At 60.2% G+C, this 19,816-nt stretch carries 18 protein-coding genes; 14 read left to right on the top strand and 4 right to left on the bottom strand.

Annotated features, from left to right (window positions below):
* Positions 1-3: 3 nt before the first annotated feature.
* The 9 genes from ccoO (at position 4) to GC146_RS16440 (ending at position 9,163) form a co-directional block, all read left to right on the top strand.
* Positions 4-729, top strand: coding sequence for a cytochrome-c oxidase, cbb3-type subunit II (gene ccoO / locus GC146_RS16480; RefSeq protein ID WP_291841139.1), 726 nt, complete (start codon positions 4-6; stop codon positions 727-729).
* Between the two features lie 12 nt (positions 730-741).
* The gene (locus GC146_RS16475; protein WP_291841137.1) at positions 742-984 is read left to right on the top strand and encodes a cbb3-type cytochrome c oxidase subunit 3; all 243 of its coding nucleotides are present in this window, start codon (positions 742-744) and stop codon (positions 982-984) included.
* Positions 981-1,841, top strand: a complete 861-nt coding sequence (ccoP, locus tag GC146_RS16470; RefSeq protein ID WP_291841135.1) for a cytochrome-c oxidase, cbb3-type subunit III — start codon at positions 981-983, stop codon at positions 1,839-1,841. The genes GC146_RS16475 and ccoP overlap by 4 nt, the downstream gene beginning before the upstream one ends.
* A gap of 172 nt (positions 1,842-2,013) precedes the next feature.
* Positions 2,014-3,441 (top strand): cytochrome c oxidase accessory protein CcoG, encoded by a 1,428-nt coding sequence (ccoG, locus tag GC146_RS16465; protein ID WP_291841133.1) that lies wholly within the window; start codon positions 2,014-2,016, stop codon positions 3,439-3,441.
* Positions 3,442-3,450: 9 nt separating this feature from the next.
* A complete protein-coding gene (locus GC146_RS16460; protein ID WP_291841131.1) occupies positions 3,451-3,906 on the top strand; it encodes a FixH family protein in 456 nt (151 codons plus the stop codon).
* 1 nt (position 3,907) lies between these two features.
* Positions 3,908-6,091, top strand: coding sequence for a heavy metal translocating P-type ATPase (locus GC146_RS16455; protein WP_291841130.1), 2,184 nt, complete (start codon positions 3,908-3,910; stop codon positions 6,089-6,091).
* A gap of 6 nt (positions 6,092-6,097) precedes the next feature.
* Positions 6,098-6,286 carry a cbb3-type cytochrome oxidase assembly protein CcoS gene (ccoS, locus tag GC146_RS16450; RefSeq protein ID WP_291841129.1) on the top strand — a complete coding sequence of 63 codons (189 nt, stop codon included), beginning with the start codon at positions 6,098-6,100 and terminating at the stop codon, positions 6,284-6,286.
* A gap of 52 nt (positions 6,287-6,338) precedes the next feature.
* Complete coding sequence (locus GC146_RS16445) at positions 6,339-7,484, top strand: PLP-dependent transferase (RefSeq protein ID WP_291841127.1); 1,146 nt, start codon at positions 6,339-6,341, stop codon at positions 7,482-7,484.
* Between the two features lie 68 nt (positions 7,485-7,552).
* Positions 7,553-9,163 carry a DUF6538 domain-containing protein gene (locus GC146_RS16440; RefSeq protein ID WP_363241764.1) on the top strand — a complete coding sequence of 537 codons (1,611 nt, stop codon included), beginning with the start codon at positions 7,553-7,555 and terminating at the stop codon, positions 9,161-9,163.
* 615 nt (positions 9,164-9,778) lie between these two features.
* On the opposite strand, the gene GC146_RS16435 is transcribed toward GC146_RS16440, so the two are convergent.
* Genes GC146_RS16435 through GC146_RS16425 form a run of 3 tightly spaced genes read right to left on the bottom strand, consistent with a single transcriptional unit; the run spans position 9,779 to position 12,629 of the window.
* Positions 9,779-10,798, bottom strand: coding sequence for an RES domain-containing protein (locus GC146_RS16435; protein WP_291841123.1), 1,020 nt, complete (start codon positions 10,796-10,798; stop codon positions 9,779-9,781).
* A 2-nt stretch (positions 10,799-10,800) separates the two neighbouring features.
* Positions 10,801-11,739 carry a sce7725 family protein gene (locus GC146_RS16430; RefSeq protein WP_291841121.1) on the bottom strand — a complete coding sequence of 313 codons (939 nt, stop codon included), beginning with the start codon at positions 11,737-11,739 and terminating at the stop codon, positions 10,801-10,803.
* Positions 11,740-11,744: 5 nt separating this feature from the next.
* The gene (locus tag GC146_RS16425) at positions 11,745-12,629 is read right to left on the bottom strand and encodes a sce7726 family protein (protein WP_291841120.1); all 885 of its coding nucleotides are present in this window, start codon (positions 12,627-12,629) and stop codon (positions 11,745-11,747) included.
* A gap of 483 nt (positions 12,630-13,112) precedes the next feature.
* Between GC146_RS16425 and GC146_RS16420 the strand changes: the two genes are divergently transcribed.
* Genes GC146_RS16420 through GC146_RS16410 form a run of 3 tightly spaced genes read left to right on the top strand, consistent with a single transcriptional unit; the run spans position 13,113 to position 14,003 of the window.
* A complete protein-coding gene (locus GC146_RS16420; protein ID WP_291841118.1) occupies positions 13,113-13,379 on the top strand; it encodes a hypothetical protein in 267 nt (88 codons plus the stop codon).
* A gap of 1 nt (position 13,380) precedes the next feature.
* A complete protein-coding gene (locus GC146_RS16415) occupies positions 13,381-13,725 on the top strand; it encodes a hypothetical protein (RefSeq protein WP_291841116.1) in 345 nt (114 codons plus the stop codon).
* A 35-nt stretch (positions 13,726-13,760) separates the two neighbouring features.
* Positions 13,761-14,003 carry a hypothetical protein gene (locus GC146_RS16410; protein ID WP_291841114.1) on the top strand — a complete coding sequence of 81 codons (243 nt, stop codon included), beginning with the start codon at positions 13,761-13,763 and terminating at the stop codon, positions 14,001-14,003.
* Between the two features lie 484 nt (positions 14,004-14,487).
* On the opposite strand, the gene GC146_RS16405 is transcribed toward GC146_RS16410, so the two are convergent.
* Entirely contained in the window at positions 14,488-15,084 is a 597-nt protein-coding gene (locus GC146_RS16405; protein WP_291841112.1) for a hypothetical protein, read from the bottom strand.
* Between the two features lie 985 nt (positions 15,085-16,069).
* On the opposite strand from GC146_RS16405, the gene GC146_RS16400 reads away from it, so the two are divergent.
* Positions 16,070-18,448 carry a hypothetical protein gene (locus GC146_RS16400; protein ID WP_291841110.1) on the top strand — a complete coding sequence of 793 codons (2,379 nt, stop codon included), beginning with the start codon at positions 16,070-16,072 and terminating at the stop codon, positions 18,446-18,448.
* 590 nt (positions 18,449-19,038) lie between these two features.
* The gene (locus GC146_RS16395; protein ID WP_291841108.1) at positions 19,039-19,608 is read left to right on the top strand and encodes a recombinase family protein; all 570 of its coding nucleotides are present in this window, start codon (positions 19,039-19,041) and stop codon (positions 19,606-19,608) included.
* Positions 19,609-19,816 lie beyond the last annotated feature (208 nt).

The following is a 19,816-nucleotide window of genomic DNA, read 5'->3' as shown; positions in this document are numbered from 1 at the left end:
ACCATGGCTTTTATTGATCGTCACGCGATCCTCGAAAAGAACGCGACCCTCCTTCTGGCGGCGAGCCTGTTGGTGGTCATGATCGGCGGTATCGTCGAGATTGCACCGCTGTTCTACCTGCAGAACACCATCGAGACGGTGCAGGGGATGCGTCCCTATTCACCGCTGGAACTGACCGGGCGGGACATCTACATCCGCGAGGGCTGCTACTTGTGCCATAGCCAGATGATCCGGCCCATGCGGGACGAATCCGAGCGCTATGGCCACTACAGCCTTGCCGCCGAGAGCGAGTATGACCACCCGTTCCAGTGGGGCTCGAAGCGGACCGGGCCGGACCTGGCCCGGGTGGGAGGGCGCTATTCGGATGAATGGCACGTTGCCCACCTGACCAACCCGCAATCGGTGGTGCCCGAATCGGTGATGCCGAAATACGGCTTCCTGATGAACAACCTGATCTCGCCGACCTACATCGTCGACCGGCTGAATGCCGATCGCATGGTGGGGGTGCCCTATACCGACGAGATGATCGCCAGCGCCAAGGCCGATTTCATGGCGCAGGCCGATCCCAACGCCGACACCACGGGGCTGCTGGCGCGCTATCCCAAGGCTCAGGTCGCCAACTTTGACGGGCAGCCGGGCATCTCGGAAATGGATGCGCTGATCGCCTACCTGCAAATGCTGGGCACGCTGGTCGATTTCTCGACCTTCACGCCCGATGCAAGCCGGTAAGGGAGGGACCGAATGACTTTCGAAACCTTCCAGGCTTTCGCCCTGAGCTGGGGCATGCTGGGGTTCTTCGCCTTCTTCGTGGGCGCGGTGCTCTGGCTCTGGCGGCCGGGTGGCCGCGCAGCCCAGCAGGACGCGGCCATGGCCCCGTTCCGGCACGAAAACGCGCCTGACGAGGACCAGCCCGCCCCCGCCACGACCGTCCAGACGACGGCCAAACAATCGACCCTGACCCCGCACCGGGAGGCCCGGACATGAGAAGCCCACGCAACGACAAGCAAGAGGTCGAAACGACCGGCCACAGCTGGGACGGCATCCAAGAATACAACAACCCGCTGCCACGCTGGTGGGTCTGGATCCTGCTGGCCACCATCGTTTGGGGTATCGGCTATTCCATCGCCTACCCGGCATGGCCGCTGATCAAGGGCGCAACCCCCGGCCTGCTGGGGTTCTCGACCCGGGCGCAGGTGGCCGCGGATATCGCGGCCGTCGATCAGGCCAACGCGGCGCTGACCACCAAACTGGCCAGTGCCGACCTGACCACGATCAAGGACGATCCCACGCTTTACGGCTACGCGGTGAACATGGGCGCGGCGGTTTTCCGCGCCAACTGTTCGCAATGCCATGGCGCGGGCGCGGCGGGCAACGTCGGCTTTCCCAACCTGCTGGACAATGACTGGCTCTGGGGCGGCAAGATCACCGACATCGCCTATACCGTGCAGCACGGGGTGCGTAACGAACAGGACCCCGACGCGCGATACAGCCAGATGCCGGCATGGGGCGAGATCCTGCAGCCCGAAGAGATCCACCAGGTCGTCAACTACGTCCTGCAGATCTCTGGTCAGCAGTTCGACGCGACGCTGGCCGATGCCGGCAAGCAGATCTTCGCGGATAACTGCGCCGCCTGTCATGGCGACGACGGCAAGGGCAACCGCGACGTCGGCGCGCCGAACCTGACCGACAAGATCTGGCTTTACGGCGGGGACGAGGCCACCTTGACCAAGACGGTCACGTATTCGCGCTTTGGCGTGATGCCGGCATGGGGTCTGCGCCTGAGCCAAGCGCAGGTGAATGCCGCAGCCGTCTATGTCCACCAACTGGGCGGCGGCGAGTAGCACCGCCCATTGCAAGGCCAAGAACCCGCCCCCGGCAGCCGAAAGGCCCGCCGGGGGCGACCGTTTGACGCGGGGCCTGTCGACTGGCACGAAATGTTGATCTGCATCAAGGCAACTGGCCCGCCGCTGCGTCACCAGAAAACCTGTATCCTTTTTCCGTGAAAGACCCCAGATGTCCGACGCCCAGACACCGCCCCCCCTCTACGCCGCCCGCGAGCCCATTTTCCCGCGGCGAGTCAAAGGATGGTTCCGCACCACAAAGTGGCTGATCATGGCGGTCACGCTGGGCATCTACTACATCACGCCGTGGATCCGCTGGGACCGTGGCCCCGGCATGCCCGATCAGGCCGTGCTGATCGACCTTGCCAGCCGGCGTTTCTTCTTCTTCTGGATCGAGATCTGGCCCTACGAGTTCTATTTCGTCGCCGGTCTTCTGATCATGGCGGGACTGGGCCTGTTCCTGTTTACCTCGGCGCTGGGCCGGGTCTGGTGCGGTTATGCCTGCCCGCAGACCGTCTGGACCGATCTGTTCATTCTTGTCGAACGCTGGATCGAAGGCGACCGCAACGCGCGGCTGCGCCTGTGGAATGCCAAGTGGAGCCTGCACAAACTGCGGCTGCGGCTGACCAAGTGGGTGGTCTGGGCGCTGATCGGTCTGGCCACCGGCGGGGCGTGGGTGTTCTATTTCACCGACGCACCAGCACTGTTGCACGCGCTTCTGACCGGCACCGCGCACCCGGTTGCCTACATCACGATGGGCATCCTGACCGCGACGACGTTCTTCTTCGGCGGCGTCGCACGCGAACAGGTCTGCATCTATGCCTGTCCATGGCCGCGCATTCAGGCCGCGATGATGGACGAGGACACCATCACCATCGGCTATCGTGAATGGCGGGGCGAGCCGCGCGGCAAGCTGCGCAAGGGCCAGGTTGATCCAGCGCAGGGCGACTGCATCGACTGCATGGCCTGCGTCAACGTCTGCCCGATGGGCATCGACATCCGCAACGGCCAGCAGATGGAATGCATCACTTGCGGCCTGTGCATTGATGCCTGCGACGACACCATGGCCAAGATCGGCAAGCCGCGTGGTTTGATCGACTACTTTACCCTCAAGGACGAAGCGGTGGAGCGCGCCGGCGGTCGGGCGCAGCATATCTGGCGCCACATCCTGCGGCCGCGCACCCTGCTTTATACAACGCTGTGGTCGCTGGTCGGCCTGGGGCTGGTCTTTGCGCTGTTCATCCGCTCGGATATCGACATGACCGTCGCGCCGGTGCGCAACCCGACCTACATCGTCCAGTCCGACGGCACGATCCGCGACATCTATGACGTGCGTCTGCGCAACAAATACGGGACCGAGCGGGTGTTCAACCTCGCGCTCAGCTCGGGCAGCGTGCTGAGTATGAGCATCGAGGGCCTGCCGGACGGCAACGTGACCGTGCCCGCCGACTCCACCAAGCAGATCCGCGTTTATGTCAGCGCCGCACCGCAGGGCGTGGCCGCGCATCAGGACCGAACCCCATTCCGCTTCTGGGTTCGTGACATGGAATCGGGCGAGCGGGCCTATGTCGATACCGTCTTCAACGGGCAACCGCACTAGAGGAAAGCCATGTTCAGCGCACCGATCACCGGACCGAAATTCTTCGCGATCTTCTCGTCCTTCTTCATCGTCATCATCGCGGTCAATATCGTGATGGCCTATGAGGCGGTCCATACCTTCCCCGGTCTGGAGACAGCAGACAGCTACAGCGCCAGCCAGACCTTCGATCAGGAGCGCGCCGCGCAACTGGCGCTGGGCTGGACGGTGAAGGCCGATGTCCACGAGGGGCACCTTGTCATCGCCATCACCGACCGCAACGGCAACCCGGTCGAGGCGAAGAGCCTGACCGGCATCTTCAGCCGCCCGACCGAGGCGGTGGACGACCAGACGCCGGTCTTCACATTCGACGGCAAGGTCTATCGCGGCGAGGTGCGCAGCGGGCCGGGGCAGTGGAACTTCCGCATGGTGGCCACCGCCGCCGACGGCACCCGCTTCCACCAGCGCGTGGTGGTGCTGGTCGACTAGGATGAGCGCGGTCGAACATCCCGGCGCCGCGGCCTGCCCGGCCTGCCTTGCCTCGCCGCTGGCGGGCCAGGTGGCCGAGCGCCAGCGCAGCGCCGAGGGCGAGGAGGTGCAGCTGTCGCTGCCAACGATCCATTGCGCCGCCTGCATTTCGACCATCGAGCAGGGGCTGCTGGGGCTGCCCGACGTTTCCGATGTCCGCGTCAACCTTACCCGCAAGCGCGCCAGCGTCCGGGTGAGGAACGGGATGGATGCCGAGGCGCTTGTCGCTGCCGTCTCGCGGCTGGGCTACGAGGCGCAGCCGCTGGACGCCGCCACGCTCAGCGCCGGTGCCAGCGACCGCGCCGCGCGCGACCTGACGATGCGGCTGGGCGTCGCGGGCTTCGCGATGATGAACGTGATGCTGCTGTCGGTCGCCGTCTGGGCCGGGGCGGCCAATGCCACGCGCGACATGTTCCACTGGATTTCCGCGGCCATCGCGCTGCCGACCATCGCCTTCGCGGCACAACCCTTCTTCGTCAGCGCATGGCGGCAGTTGCGGGTCGCGCGGCTGAACATGGATGTGCCGATCTCGCTTGCCATCCTGCTGGCCAGCGCGATGTCGGTCTGGGAGACCGCCCATCACGGGCAGCACGCCTATTTCGACGCGGCGCTGTCGCTGACGTTCTTCCTGCTGGCGGGCCGGGTGCTGGACCAGCGGATGCGCACCGTTGCCCGTTCGGCGGCGACGGAACTGGCGGCGCTCGAGGCGCCCACGGCCCTCAAGATCGGCCCCGACGGGCCGCTGACCGTGCGGCTGGAACAGGTCGGCGCGGGCGATCTGCTGCTGGTGCAGCCGGGGGCGCGCATTCCGGTCGATGGCGTTGTGGCCGAGGGCGAAAGCGAGATCGACCGCGCCTTTCTGACCGGCGAGACCGACCCGGTCGCGGTGGCGCCGGGGCTGCAGGTGCGTGCGGGCGAGGTCAACCTGACCGGCGCGTTGCGGATCACCGCGCAGGCGGTAGGGGCCGATACGTTGCTGCACCGGCTGGCCGATCTCGTGTCGGTCGCGGAAGAGGCGAAATCGCGCTACAACAGCCTGGCCGACAGGGCGGCGCGCATCTATGCGCCCGCGGTTCACCTGCTGGCGCTGGCGGCCTTTATTGCGTGGTTCTGGCTGACGGGGGGCGATCTGCGCGTGGCGCTGAACGTGGCCGTCGCGGTGCTGATCATCACCTGCCCCTGCGCGCTGGGCCTTGCCGTGCCGGCCGTCTCGACCGTCGCCTCGGGCCGCCTCTTCAAGCGCGGCCTGCTGGTCAAGCACGCGACCGCGCTGGAGCGGCTGGCCGAGGTCGACGCGGTCGTGCTGGACAAGACCGGCACGCTGACGCGCGGCACGCCGCTGTTGCAGGATGCCGACGCCCTGCCGCCCGAGGCGCTGGCGGTTGGCGCGGCGCTGGCGCAAGCCTCGAACCATCCCCGCTCGCGCGCGGTGGCCGCGGCGGCACAGGGCCGGACGCTGCCGGCCGTGAATGTCAGCGACATCCGCGAGGTGCCGGGCCACGGCGTGCAGGGCAATTGGAACGGCCAGCTGGTGCGGCTGGGCCGGGCCGACTGGGCCGGGGCCGAGGGCAGCGCCACCGTGCTGCGGCTGGGCGATGGCGCGGCGCTGCCGCTGCAATTCACCGACGCGCTGCGCCCCGGTGCCGCCGCGCTGATCGCCGGTCTGAAGGCGCGTGGCCTGCCGGTGACGCTGCTGTCGGGCGACACGCCCGAGGCGGTGGGCCAACTGGCCGGCCAACTGGGGCTGGACGACTGGCGCGCGGGCGTGCACCCCGATGACAAGGTCGCGGCGATTGCCGCGATGAAGGCCGCTGGCCGCCGCGTGCTGATGGTGGGCGACGGGCTGAACGATACCGCCGCAATGGCGCTGGCCCATGTCGCCATCGCCCCCGCCTCGGCGCTGGAGGCCACCCGCGTTGCGGCCGACCTGGTGCTGGTCGCGCCGCAGATCGACCGGATCGACGACGCGCTGCGCATCGCCGGCGCGGCCCGGCGGCGCATCCTTGAAAACTTCGCCCTCGCGGCAATCTACAACGCCATCGCGGTGCCGATCGCGCTGATGGGACTGGCCACGCCGCTGGGGGCGGCGATTGCCATGTCGTCCTCGTCGATCATGGTTTCGCTCAACGCGCTGCGCACAAGGTAAGGTCTCATGCTGATCCTCGGAATCCTCATCCCCGTTTCCCTCGGCCTTGGTGCGCTGGGGCTCGTGGCCTTCCTCTGGACCGTCCGAAGCGACCAGTACGACGACCCCGAAGGCGATGCCGCCCGTATCCTGCGCACCGATTACGACGATGCCCCCGCGCCCGACCGCCCCAAGACTCACGCCAAGGGGCATTGACAGGCGGTCCGGGCATGAAACTCTGGCGCCGTCCCCCGCGCGGAGCCCGGCCATGCCCGACCTGACCCTCGACACGATTCTTGCCGCCGCGCTGGAAGGGCCAGGGCCGGTCGTGCCGCCGATCGTGCAGACCTCGCTCTTCACCTATCCCGATTACGCCGCCTTCGAGGCGCGCATGACCGGCTGCGATTCGGCGCCGATCTATACCCGCGTCGGCAACCCCACCGTCGCCGCCTTCGAGGCGCTGATGGCGCAGGCCGAAGAGGGCGCGGCGGCCGTGGGCTTTGCCAGCGGGATGGCGGCAATCTCGGGCACCGTTCTGGCCTTCGTGCGGCCGGGCGACCGGATTGCCTGCGTCGAGCATGTCTATCCCGACGCCTACCGCTTCTTCGAACAGATGCTGCGGCCCTGGGGAGTGGAGATTACCTATCACCCGGTCGCGGCCTTCGCAGAGGACCCCGAGGTGCTGCGCGGCGCGCGGCTGGCCTACCTTGAAAGCCCCACCTCGGTGATGTTCCAGACGGTGGACCTGGCCCGCGTGGCGGAGCGCGCGCGGGCGCAGGGCGTGCTGACGGTGATCGACAATTCCTGGGCCACGCCGGTGGTCCAGCAGCCGCTGGGGCTGGGCATCGACGTGGTGCTGCATTCGGCGTCCAAATACATCTCGGGCCATTCCGACACTGTGGCGGGGGTGGTGGTGGCCCGTGCCGAGCTGATCGCGCAGATCCGCGCGCTGACGCTGCCGCTTCTGGGCGCCAAGCTCGCCCCGTTCGAGGCGTTCCTGCTGACGCGCGGGTTGCGCACGCTGGCGGTACGCATGCGCGCGCACGAGGCAACGGCGGGGCTGTTCGTGGACCGGCTGGCGGGCGTGAAGGGCGTGCGCGCCGTTCATGCGCCGGGGGCCAATACCGTGCCGGGCCTGACCGGGCGGTCGGGCCTTCTGTCGGTCGAGTTCGACGGCAGCGTCGACATTCCGCGGCTTTGCGACGGGTTGCGGATCTTCCGGCTAGGGGTCAGCTGGGGCGGCTTCGAAAGCCTGTGCTACCCCGCGCGCGCAGGGCTGGCCGCCGGGCCAACAGCGAATGCCGCCCATCGCTTTGGCGTGCCGTCCGGCCTTGTGCGGCTGTCGCTGGGGCTGGAAGGGGCCGAGGATCTATGGGCCGATTTCACGCAGGCAGTCAGCGCGGCAAGAGGCTAGGAATTTGCGGGAAATGGTCGGAGTGAGAGGATTCGAAGTTCTCATAATGCGTCTAATCCCCTATTTTATTGGGTTTGAGGCAAGACCGCTTGCCAAAAAAGGCCATTTCTACCATACATTTAGGCATACTCTACCATACACTCCCCATACATGAGGCTTCCTTGCCCGCCCCCCGACGCGTCAATACAGACCTTCCCCGTCACGTCACGAAGACACCAAAGGGGGCCTACAAGTATCAACGCCGGGTGCCCTTGGAACTGCAGGCCTTCCTTGGTCGGACCGTATGGGATTTGTCGCTCGGGTCAGACCCGACCGTCGCCGTTAGGCGGGGCTTGGCCCTGACCGATGAACACAACGCCTTGATTGACCGATTCAAGACCTCCGAGGCGCGGGTCGATCACAACGATTTTCGGCGGACGGTAGTTGGAACCTTCGAGATGGCTACCCGCGACTATGATGCCCAAGAGTGGCGTCGAACGCCCGAAACGATGAAACAGGTCCGGTCCCTTCCCGCCCGCGCCGAACGCGATAGGCTCGCGGTCTTTGCGGCGCAGGCGTTCGGCGATGGCAGCTATATGCCTGTGGAGGACCCCGGCCTTACGATGATCCTGACACTCGAACCACAGCCGCTACAACGCCCGACAGACCCGACAGACGCTATGATCTGGGATGCTTACCACGCGGCGTTAGCCGCTAGAATTGCTGAATTGGTGCCAGACACCCGCGTCGATACGTCGCTCTGTATCGAAGAGTTGATGTCCGTTTACGCCGCCGCGAAGCAGCCCAAGACGAGAGTCGCCTATGAAGGAAAAATTCGTCGCCTGACCGCCGCGCAAGGAAACCACCCCCCGGACTACTACACGAAGGCCCGCCTTCAAAACCATCGCGACATGCTTGTCGCCGAAGGGGTACAGCCGCAGTCCATCGCAAAACATTTCGAGACATTGAAGACGCTCTGGCGCTGGGCACCGCGCGAAAAGGAAGCCCTCGCCGGTCTGACTTTCCCGGACATAGTTATGCCAGACATTACGACCACGGTGGAAGATACCCGCTGGCAAGCGTTTGACGACGATCAGATCAAGCACGTCTGGAAGCTGTTGAATGAGGCTTGGGGGCCGAACAGTAAGAGCGGCCTGTCACCTTCGCGCCGCGCAGCGTTCCTAATGGGCTTCCGCGTCCTTCTTTACACCGGGATGCGACCTGTCGAACTATTCTACCTTGGACCGGATAGCGTGAAGGGTGATGCGCTGCACATCAAGAAGACCAAGACCAAAGCCGCGCGCCGCATCCCGCTCGCAAAGCATTTGTCGGACCTGCCCGCCTTTCTTGCAGGCGGCGGATTCGTCCGCGAACTGGAAGCAGGCAGAACAGCCATTCGGCAGGGCAAAGTCTATGGTCAGCCCACAAAACCGGACTCCCTCGCGCGGGCGTTTACGTCTCAGTTCACCGACATTATCCGGGCAGGCGGGCTCACCAATGACCGCCACGTATTGTACAGCACCAAAGATACCTTGATTGACCGCCTACAGCGCCAAAGCGCGACTGATGACCTTATGCGCGGGATCATTGGGCACACCGGGGGGCAAGGCAAGCTGCGCCACTACAAGACGCCCCTTGGGCAGACGCCGGATGGCATGGCGCAGATGCGCAAGGCGCTGGAATCGATACGGTACTGGTGAATCCAACCTGCCCCTCGTCCGACACGGCAGCCTCGCAGGCTGACTGCACCTAGCAAGGAGCATTTACCCGAACGGCAAGGCCCCCGTCAGGGGGCCTAAGCGCCTTGCAACTCGCCGGGCGAAGTGGCGGAACGCGGAACGCTTACGCCGCCAGATGACCCCCGAACAGCTTGAGGAAGAGGAACTTCGGCTTGAAGCTGAAAAGTAGACATTCCTCTCCCGGCGGCATGGGGTGCAGGATGTCGCCTAGGGCGGGAAATCCTCCCTATTTTCGCGGTCTTCGTGGATGGCTCCTATGAGATGCGCGGGATGGTTGACGGGCGCTATGTTGTCCGCATCCGCAATCGCAAGAATAACACCGAGGCATATCTTGTCTGGTCCGAGACCGCGCGAACCGAATTCGACCGGGGACAGGCCGTGAAGAAAGAGAAAATGGAGCGGGATGCGCGAATACGGGCAGACAACGCCGATGGCAATGCACTGATTTTCGAGCGGAACCTAGCGGGTGAGACGACAGCGAGCTTGGCGCGTGGATTCAATCTGAGCCCTACCGCCATTGGGAACATTTGCGCGAAACAGGCGCGAATAGAGCGACGATAAAAGTGCCCCACAAGGTCAACCCTCTGAAACGACCACCACCGTGACCTTGTCAACCCGCCAGACAGTTACACCCTTGGGCGTCGCTTTGGCCGGATCAAACACTGCAAGGTTCACACCGTCGCTTACCGAGCTTGAATACAACACGCCGTCCCATCCGGAACGCTTGATGAATTCGCAAAGATATTGACTGGGCACATACTCAACCGCCGCCGCTTGCGGCCTCACCGGGCGGGTCAGTTCGTTTCCCAGCCGTTCTAGGAAATCAATGTCTCCGCGCAGCGCGCCAATCTTGTCTTCATCACCGAGAGAGAACGGCGAAATCAGTTGCTTTGGCGATCTCAGGTCAACCAAGGCCAAGTCTTTCGCGGCAATCGCGAATTCCGCCACTGTCGCTGTCTCACCTGTGTGCGGTCGAATTTCCGCAATCGAAGTCTCTGGCGTCGAGCCAACATAAAGATAAGGAATACCCGGCGGGTTCGCGCGGCCATGCGATGCGACACCAATGGGCGGAGCCCCCATATTCTCAATGGAGTAGGCTGCACTGCCTGCGTTTATTCGCGCGCGATACCATCTGTTAGAAAAATCTGGGGCGCGAAGGAACTTGAGCAATTCTCCAAGGCGTTCGAAGTCGATTTCAACCTCAGGGAAATATCGGTTCCGGCTGCGAAGCTCTTCGGAAAGTTGTTCCCATCGCTCCAAACGGTTGCTCTTGAACCGATCAGAAGGACGGTACTTTCTTCGCAGAGCTTCCGCGTCATTCAGAATCTCCGCGAGCAAATCCTTGGCTCGAAAACCATCCATATGCGCGTGCTGAAACATCGCCCAATCATCACGAAACCATTGGACCAACTCCTGCCCGTCCACAGACTCCTCATAGATATTGGTCACAGTGGAAAATAAATCGAACAATCTGTCAGGCTCCACAAGGTCCATACCTTCCGAACCGCAGTAGTCGCATTTGCCTTGCTTTGAAGAAAGTGAGGGGAGGATGTCGCGAAGCCCCACATCGCCAAAGCAGTTGGCACAGCAGAGCATGATTATTCCTCGAAATAGTCGGCAAGAGTCTCAATATGATGCTGCATGGATAGCTTCTTAACATATCCCAACCCGGGATAATGGCGATCCGCGTGCAGTTGCCGGAATTCTTGAACCGCATTTGTTTCCAGTATTGGGGAGTCACCACGGTCAAGGACTTCAATCATTGCTGCCAACGCTTCCGCAAATTTGCCTGCCGGGTCAGTTGGCGTGTCTTGGCGCACCGACAGGAAGTGTCGGACAAACATCGCATCATCCTGCGCGGGGTCAATGAACGTAAGATGGACAGCGATTGCGTAGGCAGGTCCGCCAGTCTCGGAGAAATCATCACCCACGGTCAAGAAATCACCGAAACCGCTCATTCCCTCTTCGGCAAATGTCACATGTAGATCGGAAAAAAATTCTACCGGTGGATGATCTCGATTGCGTCTGCGTTCAAAGCCATCCCGCAGGAGGACCCTTTCGTCACTCTGAAAATGTCGCCGATACAACCGCCCACAACTGTCTTCGAGAAACACATGACGCAGATCATTTACCCTCGCCCCCAGCGCGTCCGCCAAAGCCGCGCCGTTGGCGAATCCAGCGTGAACTAAGGTCACGGGATCATCCTCGAACTCACCGCAGAGCCGGACCGCCTCATCCACGGTGCACTGTTCCTTGAGAAGAACAGCGGGAGACACATCGACCTCTTCAATGGGGCCATCCTGTAAGAACTCGATTATCCGCTCGCCATCATCCGCATGATCGCCGTGGTGAGGATTAACGATGACGACTGCACTGCCGCCCGCGTCACCAACTGCCGTTAACGCGCGGCCAAGACCGTTGAGGGCTTCTTTGACTGGCTCGATTATCGGAATGAAATCCGCGCCCGCAAGTAAATTGGCGTTCTCCCGGATTGTGATCAGTTCATACTGCTTTCCGCGAAAATAGGGGTGATACATTGTGACTACGCCCAGTGTTCAGCTTCCAATATTGGTGTCTCAACCGCCGCAATAAGTCTAGGCTGATCGCTTCGCCTTATTGGAGTGGAAAGCGCCGCCGCTTGCAAGGAAGAAGGTAGATTGGCCAAAAACTCCCCAAGCCCAATCTGGCTGCGGGATTTCCTCAGAACCGCGACGGCTCTATGATGTAACGCAGCCGGGTCTTGCTCCACAAATAACTCACGAACGACTCCGAACCTTTCAGTATTAGGAACTTGCGGCACATCCACCCCAAGACTGTCAAGAATTCGACATGCTTCTTGTATCCGCAACACGTCAAACAGTGTCGCCGGGTTTACTCTCTCCGGGCGATCTGTGGCCGCTTGTATCTCGGAAATCTGCCCACGGCAGTTTAAGACCAATATCCCTACATCCCGCGGAGCGATGTCACTTACTCTATCCACATGTGCTTCCGAGGTGATCACATTTACAGACGCAAAGGCCCGCCGATATGCCTGAAGTTGGCTAGGAAGTCGGGTTAGGCTGTCGCGCTCAGACTTGATTTCATAAACTGTGGACGTGCCATTAAGGATAACAACATCTGCCTTGTTGCCCTCCACTCGAACCTCGGTCAGCATGGACGCAGTGCGCAGACTGTGACGGCCAAGGAGGACTTTTTCAGCAATAGCAGACTTGTAAACGTATTCGTCGCGAGTCCCGGGCGAGTCGATTGCTTTGAACGCTGAATTGAATACGTCGGAAACTGAGAACGCTTCTGAAAAGCGCTCTCGCCCAATCTCCCGCACCAAGCGAGCGAAAAGCGGAGACTTGCCTTTCTTGGCCAACTGGTGAAACACTGCCGACGAGAAAAGGCGGGTGGTCGCCGCAAGTATTGATTTGTCCACGACCATGGAAATCCGTGTCTACTCCTCTTGTTTTCGTGGCAGTGTGCCAGATGTATGACGGGATGAACACCCGTCATAGCTGCCCAAAACGTGCACGTGGCGGATTTGCCGTAGGGTCAGACCGGCGCAAGGGACCCTAGGCCATTTTGTATCTTCGGGAGGCATTATTCGTTAGTGGTTTCAATGTGTTGAGTCGGCAAAAGTGCGTTTTTCTGGCCCGTGGAGGGATGAGGACAGAACGTGAACTAAAATGGGCGGTTTATGGGCGGTTTACAGGTCGCGTCTCGACGGCGGCTGCGGGCGGTTTTTCGGCGCGCATACGACCATCCCCTTGCGGTAGGGGGCTGCGGATCATAGTGATAGTTGGGTTGGCGCGAGAACTGGCTTAGAAGCGGACACACACGTTGTTGCTGCGATGCCCATCGTTGGTCATTGTTTTCAGGCTAGGATAAGTTTGGGCGGGACGCCGGTCGCTATCTGAGGGACGAGATGCAGATTTACTTTTTGGCTTCAGAGACGGACCGGCCTGACCTCGGAGTCGCAATCGCGGTGAAGTTCGGTGAAAGAAATTGTCGCACGGTAGCCCCGGGGCAGTGGCTGGTGGCTGCAGACGTGACCCCTAAAGAGTTGTCAGACAGGCTGAATGCCTCGGACGGAAACTTCGGTAAGCTGATCATATTGCTGGTGACGTCATACTTCGGTTGGCATGATAAAGACATGTGGGACTGGCTCTCGCTCAAGAAGTCGGAAACATAGCATGACAGACAAGAGAACCACCGGCACGAGCGCGCCCGCGAACCCAAACCCTGCGGGGACACCGAACTCGCCCTTCGATCAAATGACTATTCTTCAAGCTCTGAGCGAGATTCAACGTGATGTTGCTACGTTGAACGAGCGAACCGCAAATCTTTCGACAACCGCGAACGATATGCAAAAAGACATGAAGGAAGTGCGAGACAGACTTCGGGCAGCGGAAGTCAAGATTGACCACCTGCCCGGCAAGGGTTTCATCGTTACTTCGGTCCTCACAGCCCTTTTCTTGCTCGGGGCGCTCATCACGTTTCGGGGAGACATAGTTTCACTGATTACCCACAAGCCGTAGCGAGTATGGACTCAATACATGGAGAGACGTCTGGGATGAGTTGGAAAAATCGAATTGCTAGCTGCTTTGGTGAAAAGGACCTGATCTTTGCAGGGCACCCTAGCGACGAGGAAAGTGCGTATATTTTGCTGGGGCAACTGCGCAAGGAGGGTGTCGGCTGGAGAGAATTGCGCGAGGCTCTTGAAGAACATCTTCGGGCGCAGAGCGCCAGCGATACACATGCCGAAAAACAGCTTGAAAAGGCAAGGGGCTTCATGAAGCCGTGGTTGCTGGACTAAGCGCGAAAGGCGGGCGCTGAGTGCCTGAGCGAATCTTAGTATCTAGGATTCTATGTAGAAAAGGACTCTTTTTCACGCCCACCCCTCACCCCTCGCAAAAAAAGTGTCCTCCCTATGGGCCAGAGGGATGTGGAAGGATTCACTCAGTCACTCAGTCACTCAGCGACTCAGGGGCACTCAGCGCCCAAACGAGCGCCACCACTATGCCGCCTTCTTCCTCGCCGCCTGCAACAGCGTCTTCTTGAGCGTGTAGACCGACGTTTGACTCGAGTCCTTGGTCTCATCGAACTCAAGCCTACAGAGGGCGCCCTCGGCGTCGCGCCCCTCCCGCTCACCCTTCACCTAGTCGCGGAACCTCTTACTGGCGTTGCCGTTGCGCGACGAATAGCCGTCGTCGGTGTAGCCCCACCCCTTGATCGCGATCATGTCGTGATCATAAGGGCTCGACGGGTCAGCATCGCCGTTTAGAAGTTCGCGGATATTCCTACAGGTCGGTGCCAAGGAGGTGGTTCACCACGTCAAAAGGTGCGCTGACGCCGACGCTGTTACCTTCACCGCTAACGCGGACGAACCGGGAGCAGCTATTCAAAAGGTGGGCGAACCGCTTTTCGGACACCTTCTTGATCTGGGGCGCGCCGTCCTTGGTGCGGACCTTTGAAAGCTCGCCCACGTGTTGGAAGAGGAACGGGGACTCGGCGTTCTTGGCGGCAATCTGGCGGACGGCATAATCCGCGATATCGTGGAAGTAGTCTTCATTCACCACGGCGACGCCCGTGCCCATCTTGGCCTTTGCGCGATCCACGCGGCGATTGTCGGCGTCCAGTTCGGTCCACATCTTGTTGACCTTGGGCTTTGCCGGGGTGGTGTTCTTCGCCACCGCCTCAGCGATCTTCCCGCGCTGCGTCAGGTTCACGCCCGCCACGAATGCCCGCCCGATCAGTTCGCGGATTTTGGCTTCGGTGTTGTCACGCGTCAGCGCGAGCGCTTCGGCTTCGAAGTCGTCGCCAGCTTCCTTGCGCAGCACCTCCCGTTCTTCTTCGGGCAGAAGCGGGTCCGGCCCGTCGCCGTCATATCGCAACACGAATTCGTCGCTGACAATCGGGTCTTCGGTGAACTACCCGGCCCGCAGCATTTCCGCGAGGAAGTCGAGCTTGCCCCGACCGCTCACAAGCGGCATGGCGGCAGGTCACCGTCCACGTGTCCTCAACGACGCCCCCCTTGCCCGGATTCAGCCGCAAGTTGCTCCGGCGTCCAATCCTCGCGCATGCGCTGGGCCCGGCGCGACCTCGCGTGCCGCTCAGCCCGGTGCTGTCGCTGGATGGGCGTCAGCACAGCGAAGTCATTCGGCTCCAGCATCAGCGCATCCCCTCCAGCAGCTCCTTAATCTTCTGATTGAGGTAGCCTTCCAGCGTTCCGGCCCGAGCCATGTTCATCCGCTGGGCAGGCCTAAGAGCGGCAAGCGCCTCAGTCTTCCATTCCCGCTTCTGTTCCTCATCAGAAAACGCGAGATTGCGCTGATCTACGCACACTTTAAGAAGCGCACCATGAACTCGCACCTACTCCACGCATTGACAATGCACGACTTAGAGTCGCTCGCTTCAAGCTCTAGGCAGGCTCCCACCGAAGCAAATTTGGCGAAGCAAATTTGGCCCATAAAATGGCGCCTAGATCACCGAGAAAACTCGGTAAGGCTTTGATTTGATGTGTATTTATGAGATATAATGGTGACCGGAGGCGGCACCTCTGCCACAAATCTACCTTACTCTTGTCAGTGACTTAAAGTTGCTCCCCTACAGCGGCTGTCGGCCTGTGCAACTGCAACCCTCAGAAAGTTGCAGTCGTTATGCCCTTCGCCATCCGTTTCCAATTTGGAAACGCTGTGTTCTCTAAGTAAACATTGCTCCGCGAAAACTCCGACTCTATTTGTCAGATATCGAAACTGCCGAACGCTCCGGTACAAGACTTCATGAGCGAATTCAGGAGACGTCACATGACGCATTCAGTTCAAAATCGTTGGAGACCCTTCCTGTAAGTTTCGAGGTCTCCGCATAGAAAGGAGACCTATCATGGCATTAGACCATAATAAGAACAGCCTCGACGAAATTTTCGCTGAGATTGAAGAACAACGCGCCTTCGAATACGACACGGGAGAGTGTCCCGCACTAGTACCCGTGTACCTCAGCTCAACTTCTGGCCTCAGCGGGATGGCAGAAGATGAATGGGCGGACCTAGAAGAACTCTTGCAAGCGCCCTCCAGCGATCCTCGATCAGACTGGGAGCGTGCTGTGGTTTGTCTCACCGACCATGAACTCTTTTCAGAACATGGGTTGCACGTCGATCTGACCTGTCAAAACTGGCAACCGACCAAGAAGCAAGCCGCGATCCTGATCGACTTTGTAGAACAGAGGTTTTCCGATTGGCCTAAGGGCGACGGAACTTTGGCATTCGCATACCGCGACGCACGCTGCATCCTTTTCCAGCAAAAGTTGTGGGTCTATGATCGTCAACGATTGGCTGAAGAGAAATCAGAGCGGCCACAAGCCAAGGTTAAGAAACCGAAGGCCTTCGCACAGATCGACAAAGCCCTTACTGGGGTCAAGGCGCACGTCGACTCTCTGGAACTTGACGCCCTCATCCGCCGCCTGTGCCGGTCGATCAACTTCAAAACCGACCTTCAAGCGCTGAACTACCTCGTGGATCGCTTTGTCGAGAGCAAGCACGTCCACTTAGGGAAGCGCGATGCGCGAAAAGTTGTAAATCGAATTGTGGCCGAACAGGCCTCGGCAAACCGCCCAAAGCGCGGAGCGGATACAATCCCTGTGGTGAACGAATGGTCTGACCATGAAATGGCTGAGTTCGCACAGGATCGGCTTCGGGACGCAGTGGATGCGAATGGGGATCCTGTAATCTATGTTTTCAAGGGCGATGTATGTGATCTGCACGAAGGCAGTCGCAGGATGCTCAGTGAGGCGCAATTCGGCACAATTCTCGACTCAAATACGCTTTGGCTTCGCAGGAAGGGCGAGGACGACAAGAGGATTGAATTCGCCCCCAAGCAGATCGTGAGGCACAACTACAACCGGCTGGACAAGGAATATGCCGTCCTTGCCGAAGTAAAATCTTCGCCCTTCTTTGCTTCAGACGGACGTCGGGTCGACACTGCTGGCTATGACAAGTTATCCGAGACGTTCCTTGACTGTGAGCTGGATGTTCCACCCGTCAGCGCCGAACCCTCACTCACGGAAGTCAACGAGGCAAAGCAGTTGCTGATTGAAGAAATGATGGGCGATTTCCCCTTCGAAGGTGTTGTCGACCGCCAAGAACGTATGAATCGTGGCTTGCACAACGTTTCCGGCAGCGAGCCAATGCCCTCTATTGCCCACGCAGTTTGCATGTGTATCGAACGCTCCGTTCGCGATCTAATCGTTGGCCCAACTCCTGTTTACGCTCCGACAAAGCCTGCACCGGGGACCGGAGCTGGTCGACTGGTAGGCGCTATTACACTCGCAGCGACGGGGAGAAAGGCAGCGGCGGAGCCTATGCCTACGTCAGACGAAGAGTACGCCAAAGTGATGGGCGCACACATCAACCATTCTTCCGAGTTCACCTTCTTCGACAACATGAACGCAGCAATCTCGCTAGGGTCATTCGCGTCAAACGTGTCTGAAGGCAGGGTGCGGACGCGCCTTTTGGGATCCAGTCGCATGGTTGAGGCAGACGTTCGCCATACATGGGTCGCGGCCGCAAATAACATCAAGGGAACTAGCGAAATCCTTCGCCGAATGGTCATGATTGAACTCGATGCGAAGACGCCGAACCCAGAAAACAGGACGGGCTTTCGTCATCCTGATCTGGAAGCTTGGACTCAGGAAAACCGACCCAAACTGGTTTGGGCGATCCTGACATTGGTTCAGAACTGGGTCGCCAAGGGGATGAAGCCGTGGACCGGGAGGCCAAAGGCGAGCTTCGAGGCATGGAGCCGGGTCATGGGGGGAATCCTTCGCGACGCAGAAATCCGAGGGTTCTTGGAAAATGAGGCGCGTCTCCGCTCATATGGAGCGACCGGTGGCGACAATGGGGTTGAGATGTTCATTCAGCATCTTGCATCGACCCATGTCGATGGAACCTTGTTCCGAGCTGGCGGCACTGCTGAGGTACGCGGTCGCAAGGGACTGGCAGTGTTTAGCATTAGGGAAGAGTTGAACGTGGCGGATGACGGCAAGCCTCTCCTGTTAGACGGCTGGGGCTACAATCGTGACGACGGGAGCTACAATCATGCGCGCGGCATCGTCACCGCCTTTCGCGAGACTGCCCGCCGTGCATATGAGGTAACTTCGTTCGAGGGTAATCAGGAAGTGCGGTACGCAATCAGTTTCATGGAGGCTCCCGACCCGCAGTCTCAAAACCAATACTTCTGGGAAATGAGCAAGCATCGGATCGACTGATGCCCCATACTTGCCACCTCCCGCGTTAGCGGGGGGAGGGCAATCATGTGCCGTGTTGCGGACATGAGCTGGCGAATGCGAGGTTCCGCGGGCTTGGAGGTCCGCAGCCCCGCACCCCTGTTTTCCTTGGTTCTGTTGCATCGAAGGACCCCTTTGCGGGCTTGCAGTTCGTTCTAGGTCTTCTTTCGAATTCTGATTTCTTTCGGCGCATCAACAGACCCTAGGATCGCTTCGTTACGCATGAGGAACGAACCGATCAGACGGAAAAGAATTTGCTCACATCTGCCCGTGGGTTCTGGCGGAATATAGCCCGCAGGCCGCAGGATTCGTCCAAGCCCATGAAAGATAGAATTTTTTTGATGCGGGCCTGTGCCCGCACACCCCCGCGACTAGCCCGCGCGTTCGGATAGTTGGGAGTGCGAGGTTGGAGGCCCTCTCTGCTGACGGGCGCTCATCGCATTATGTCCGATTTGAGTATAGTCACACGGGACGGTCAAAAGGCCTCCCGAAGCGTCCGAATAGACTTGCCGAATCCATTTTCGGACAGGTATAATTTAAAGGACAGTCAAATCGGACAGAAAGGGCAGATCATGGGCGAGTTGATCGGTTACGCTCGGGTATCCAGTCGGGGACAGTCGCTTGACGTCCAAGAAGATGCTCTTCGCATGGCGGGGGTTAGCCCTGAACACTTGTATTCAGAGAAAGTGAGCGGACGCAGCCGCGACGGCAGGGCGGCGCTAGCTGAGCTTCTGGGGCGCGGAGTCCGCAAGGGTGACACTGTCGTTTGTACGCGCCTTGACCGTCTGGCTCGTTCAACACGCGACCTTCTGGATATCGCCAAGACCCTTGAAGACAAGGGAGTGCACCTGCGCGTTCTCGAACAGCCCATTGATACCAACACCGCCGCTGGCAAACTGTTTTTCACGATGCTTGGCGCGTTCGGTGAGTTTGAAGCAACGATCAGGGCAGAACGTCAAAGGGAAGGGATCGACGCCGCACTCGCCAAAGGCCCAGAAAGCCCGTTCAAGGGCCGTCCCGCTTCGATAGACGCAGAAAAAATCGTCGCCCTGCGAGCACAAGGGAAAAATCCTACGTCTATCGCCAAAGCCCTTGGAGTGGCACGGTCGTCAGTCTACCGCTACCTGCACGACGCAGACTAACGCCCCTCATCGGCTTGATGCTGATTGTGCCACTCCAAGCTCTCTTGTCGAACGTGTAAATGTTAGCTGCACTAACATGTAAAATATTGATAATAAAATACAATCAGGGACCCACCTAGGGGTACACCCCCGGTCAACATACCTTCACAGTGGCTGTAAACGCGTAATGCAACTAAAGCTTGTAGTTGCTCTACGAACACAAGACTCT

Origin of the sequence: Limimaricola sp. (genome assembly GCF_016125575.1) — a bacterium.
Classification (GTDB): Bacteria; Pseudomonadota; Alphaproteobacteria; order Rhodobacterales; family Rhodobacteraceae; genus WGLM01.
Note: the sequence above shows the minus strand (reverse complement) of the source record. Positions and strands in the feature narration are given on the sequence as shown.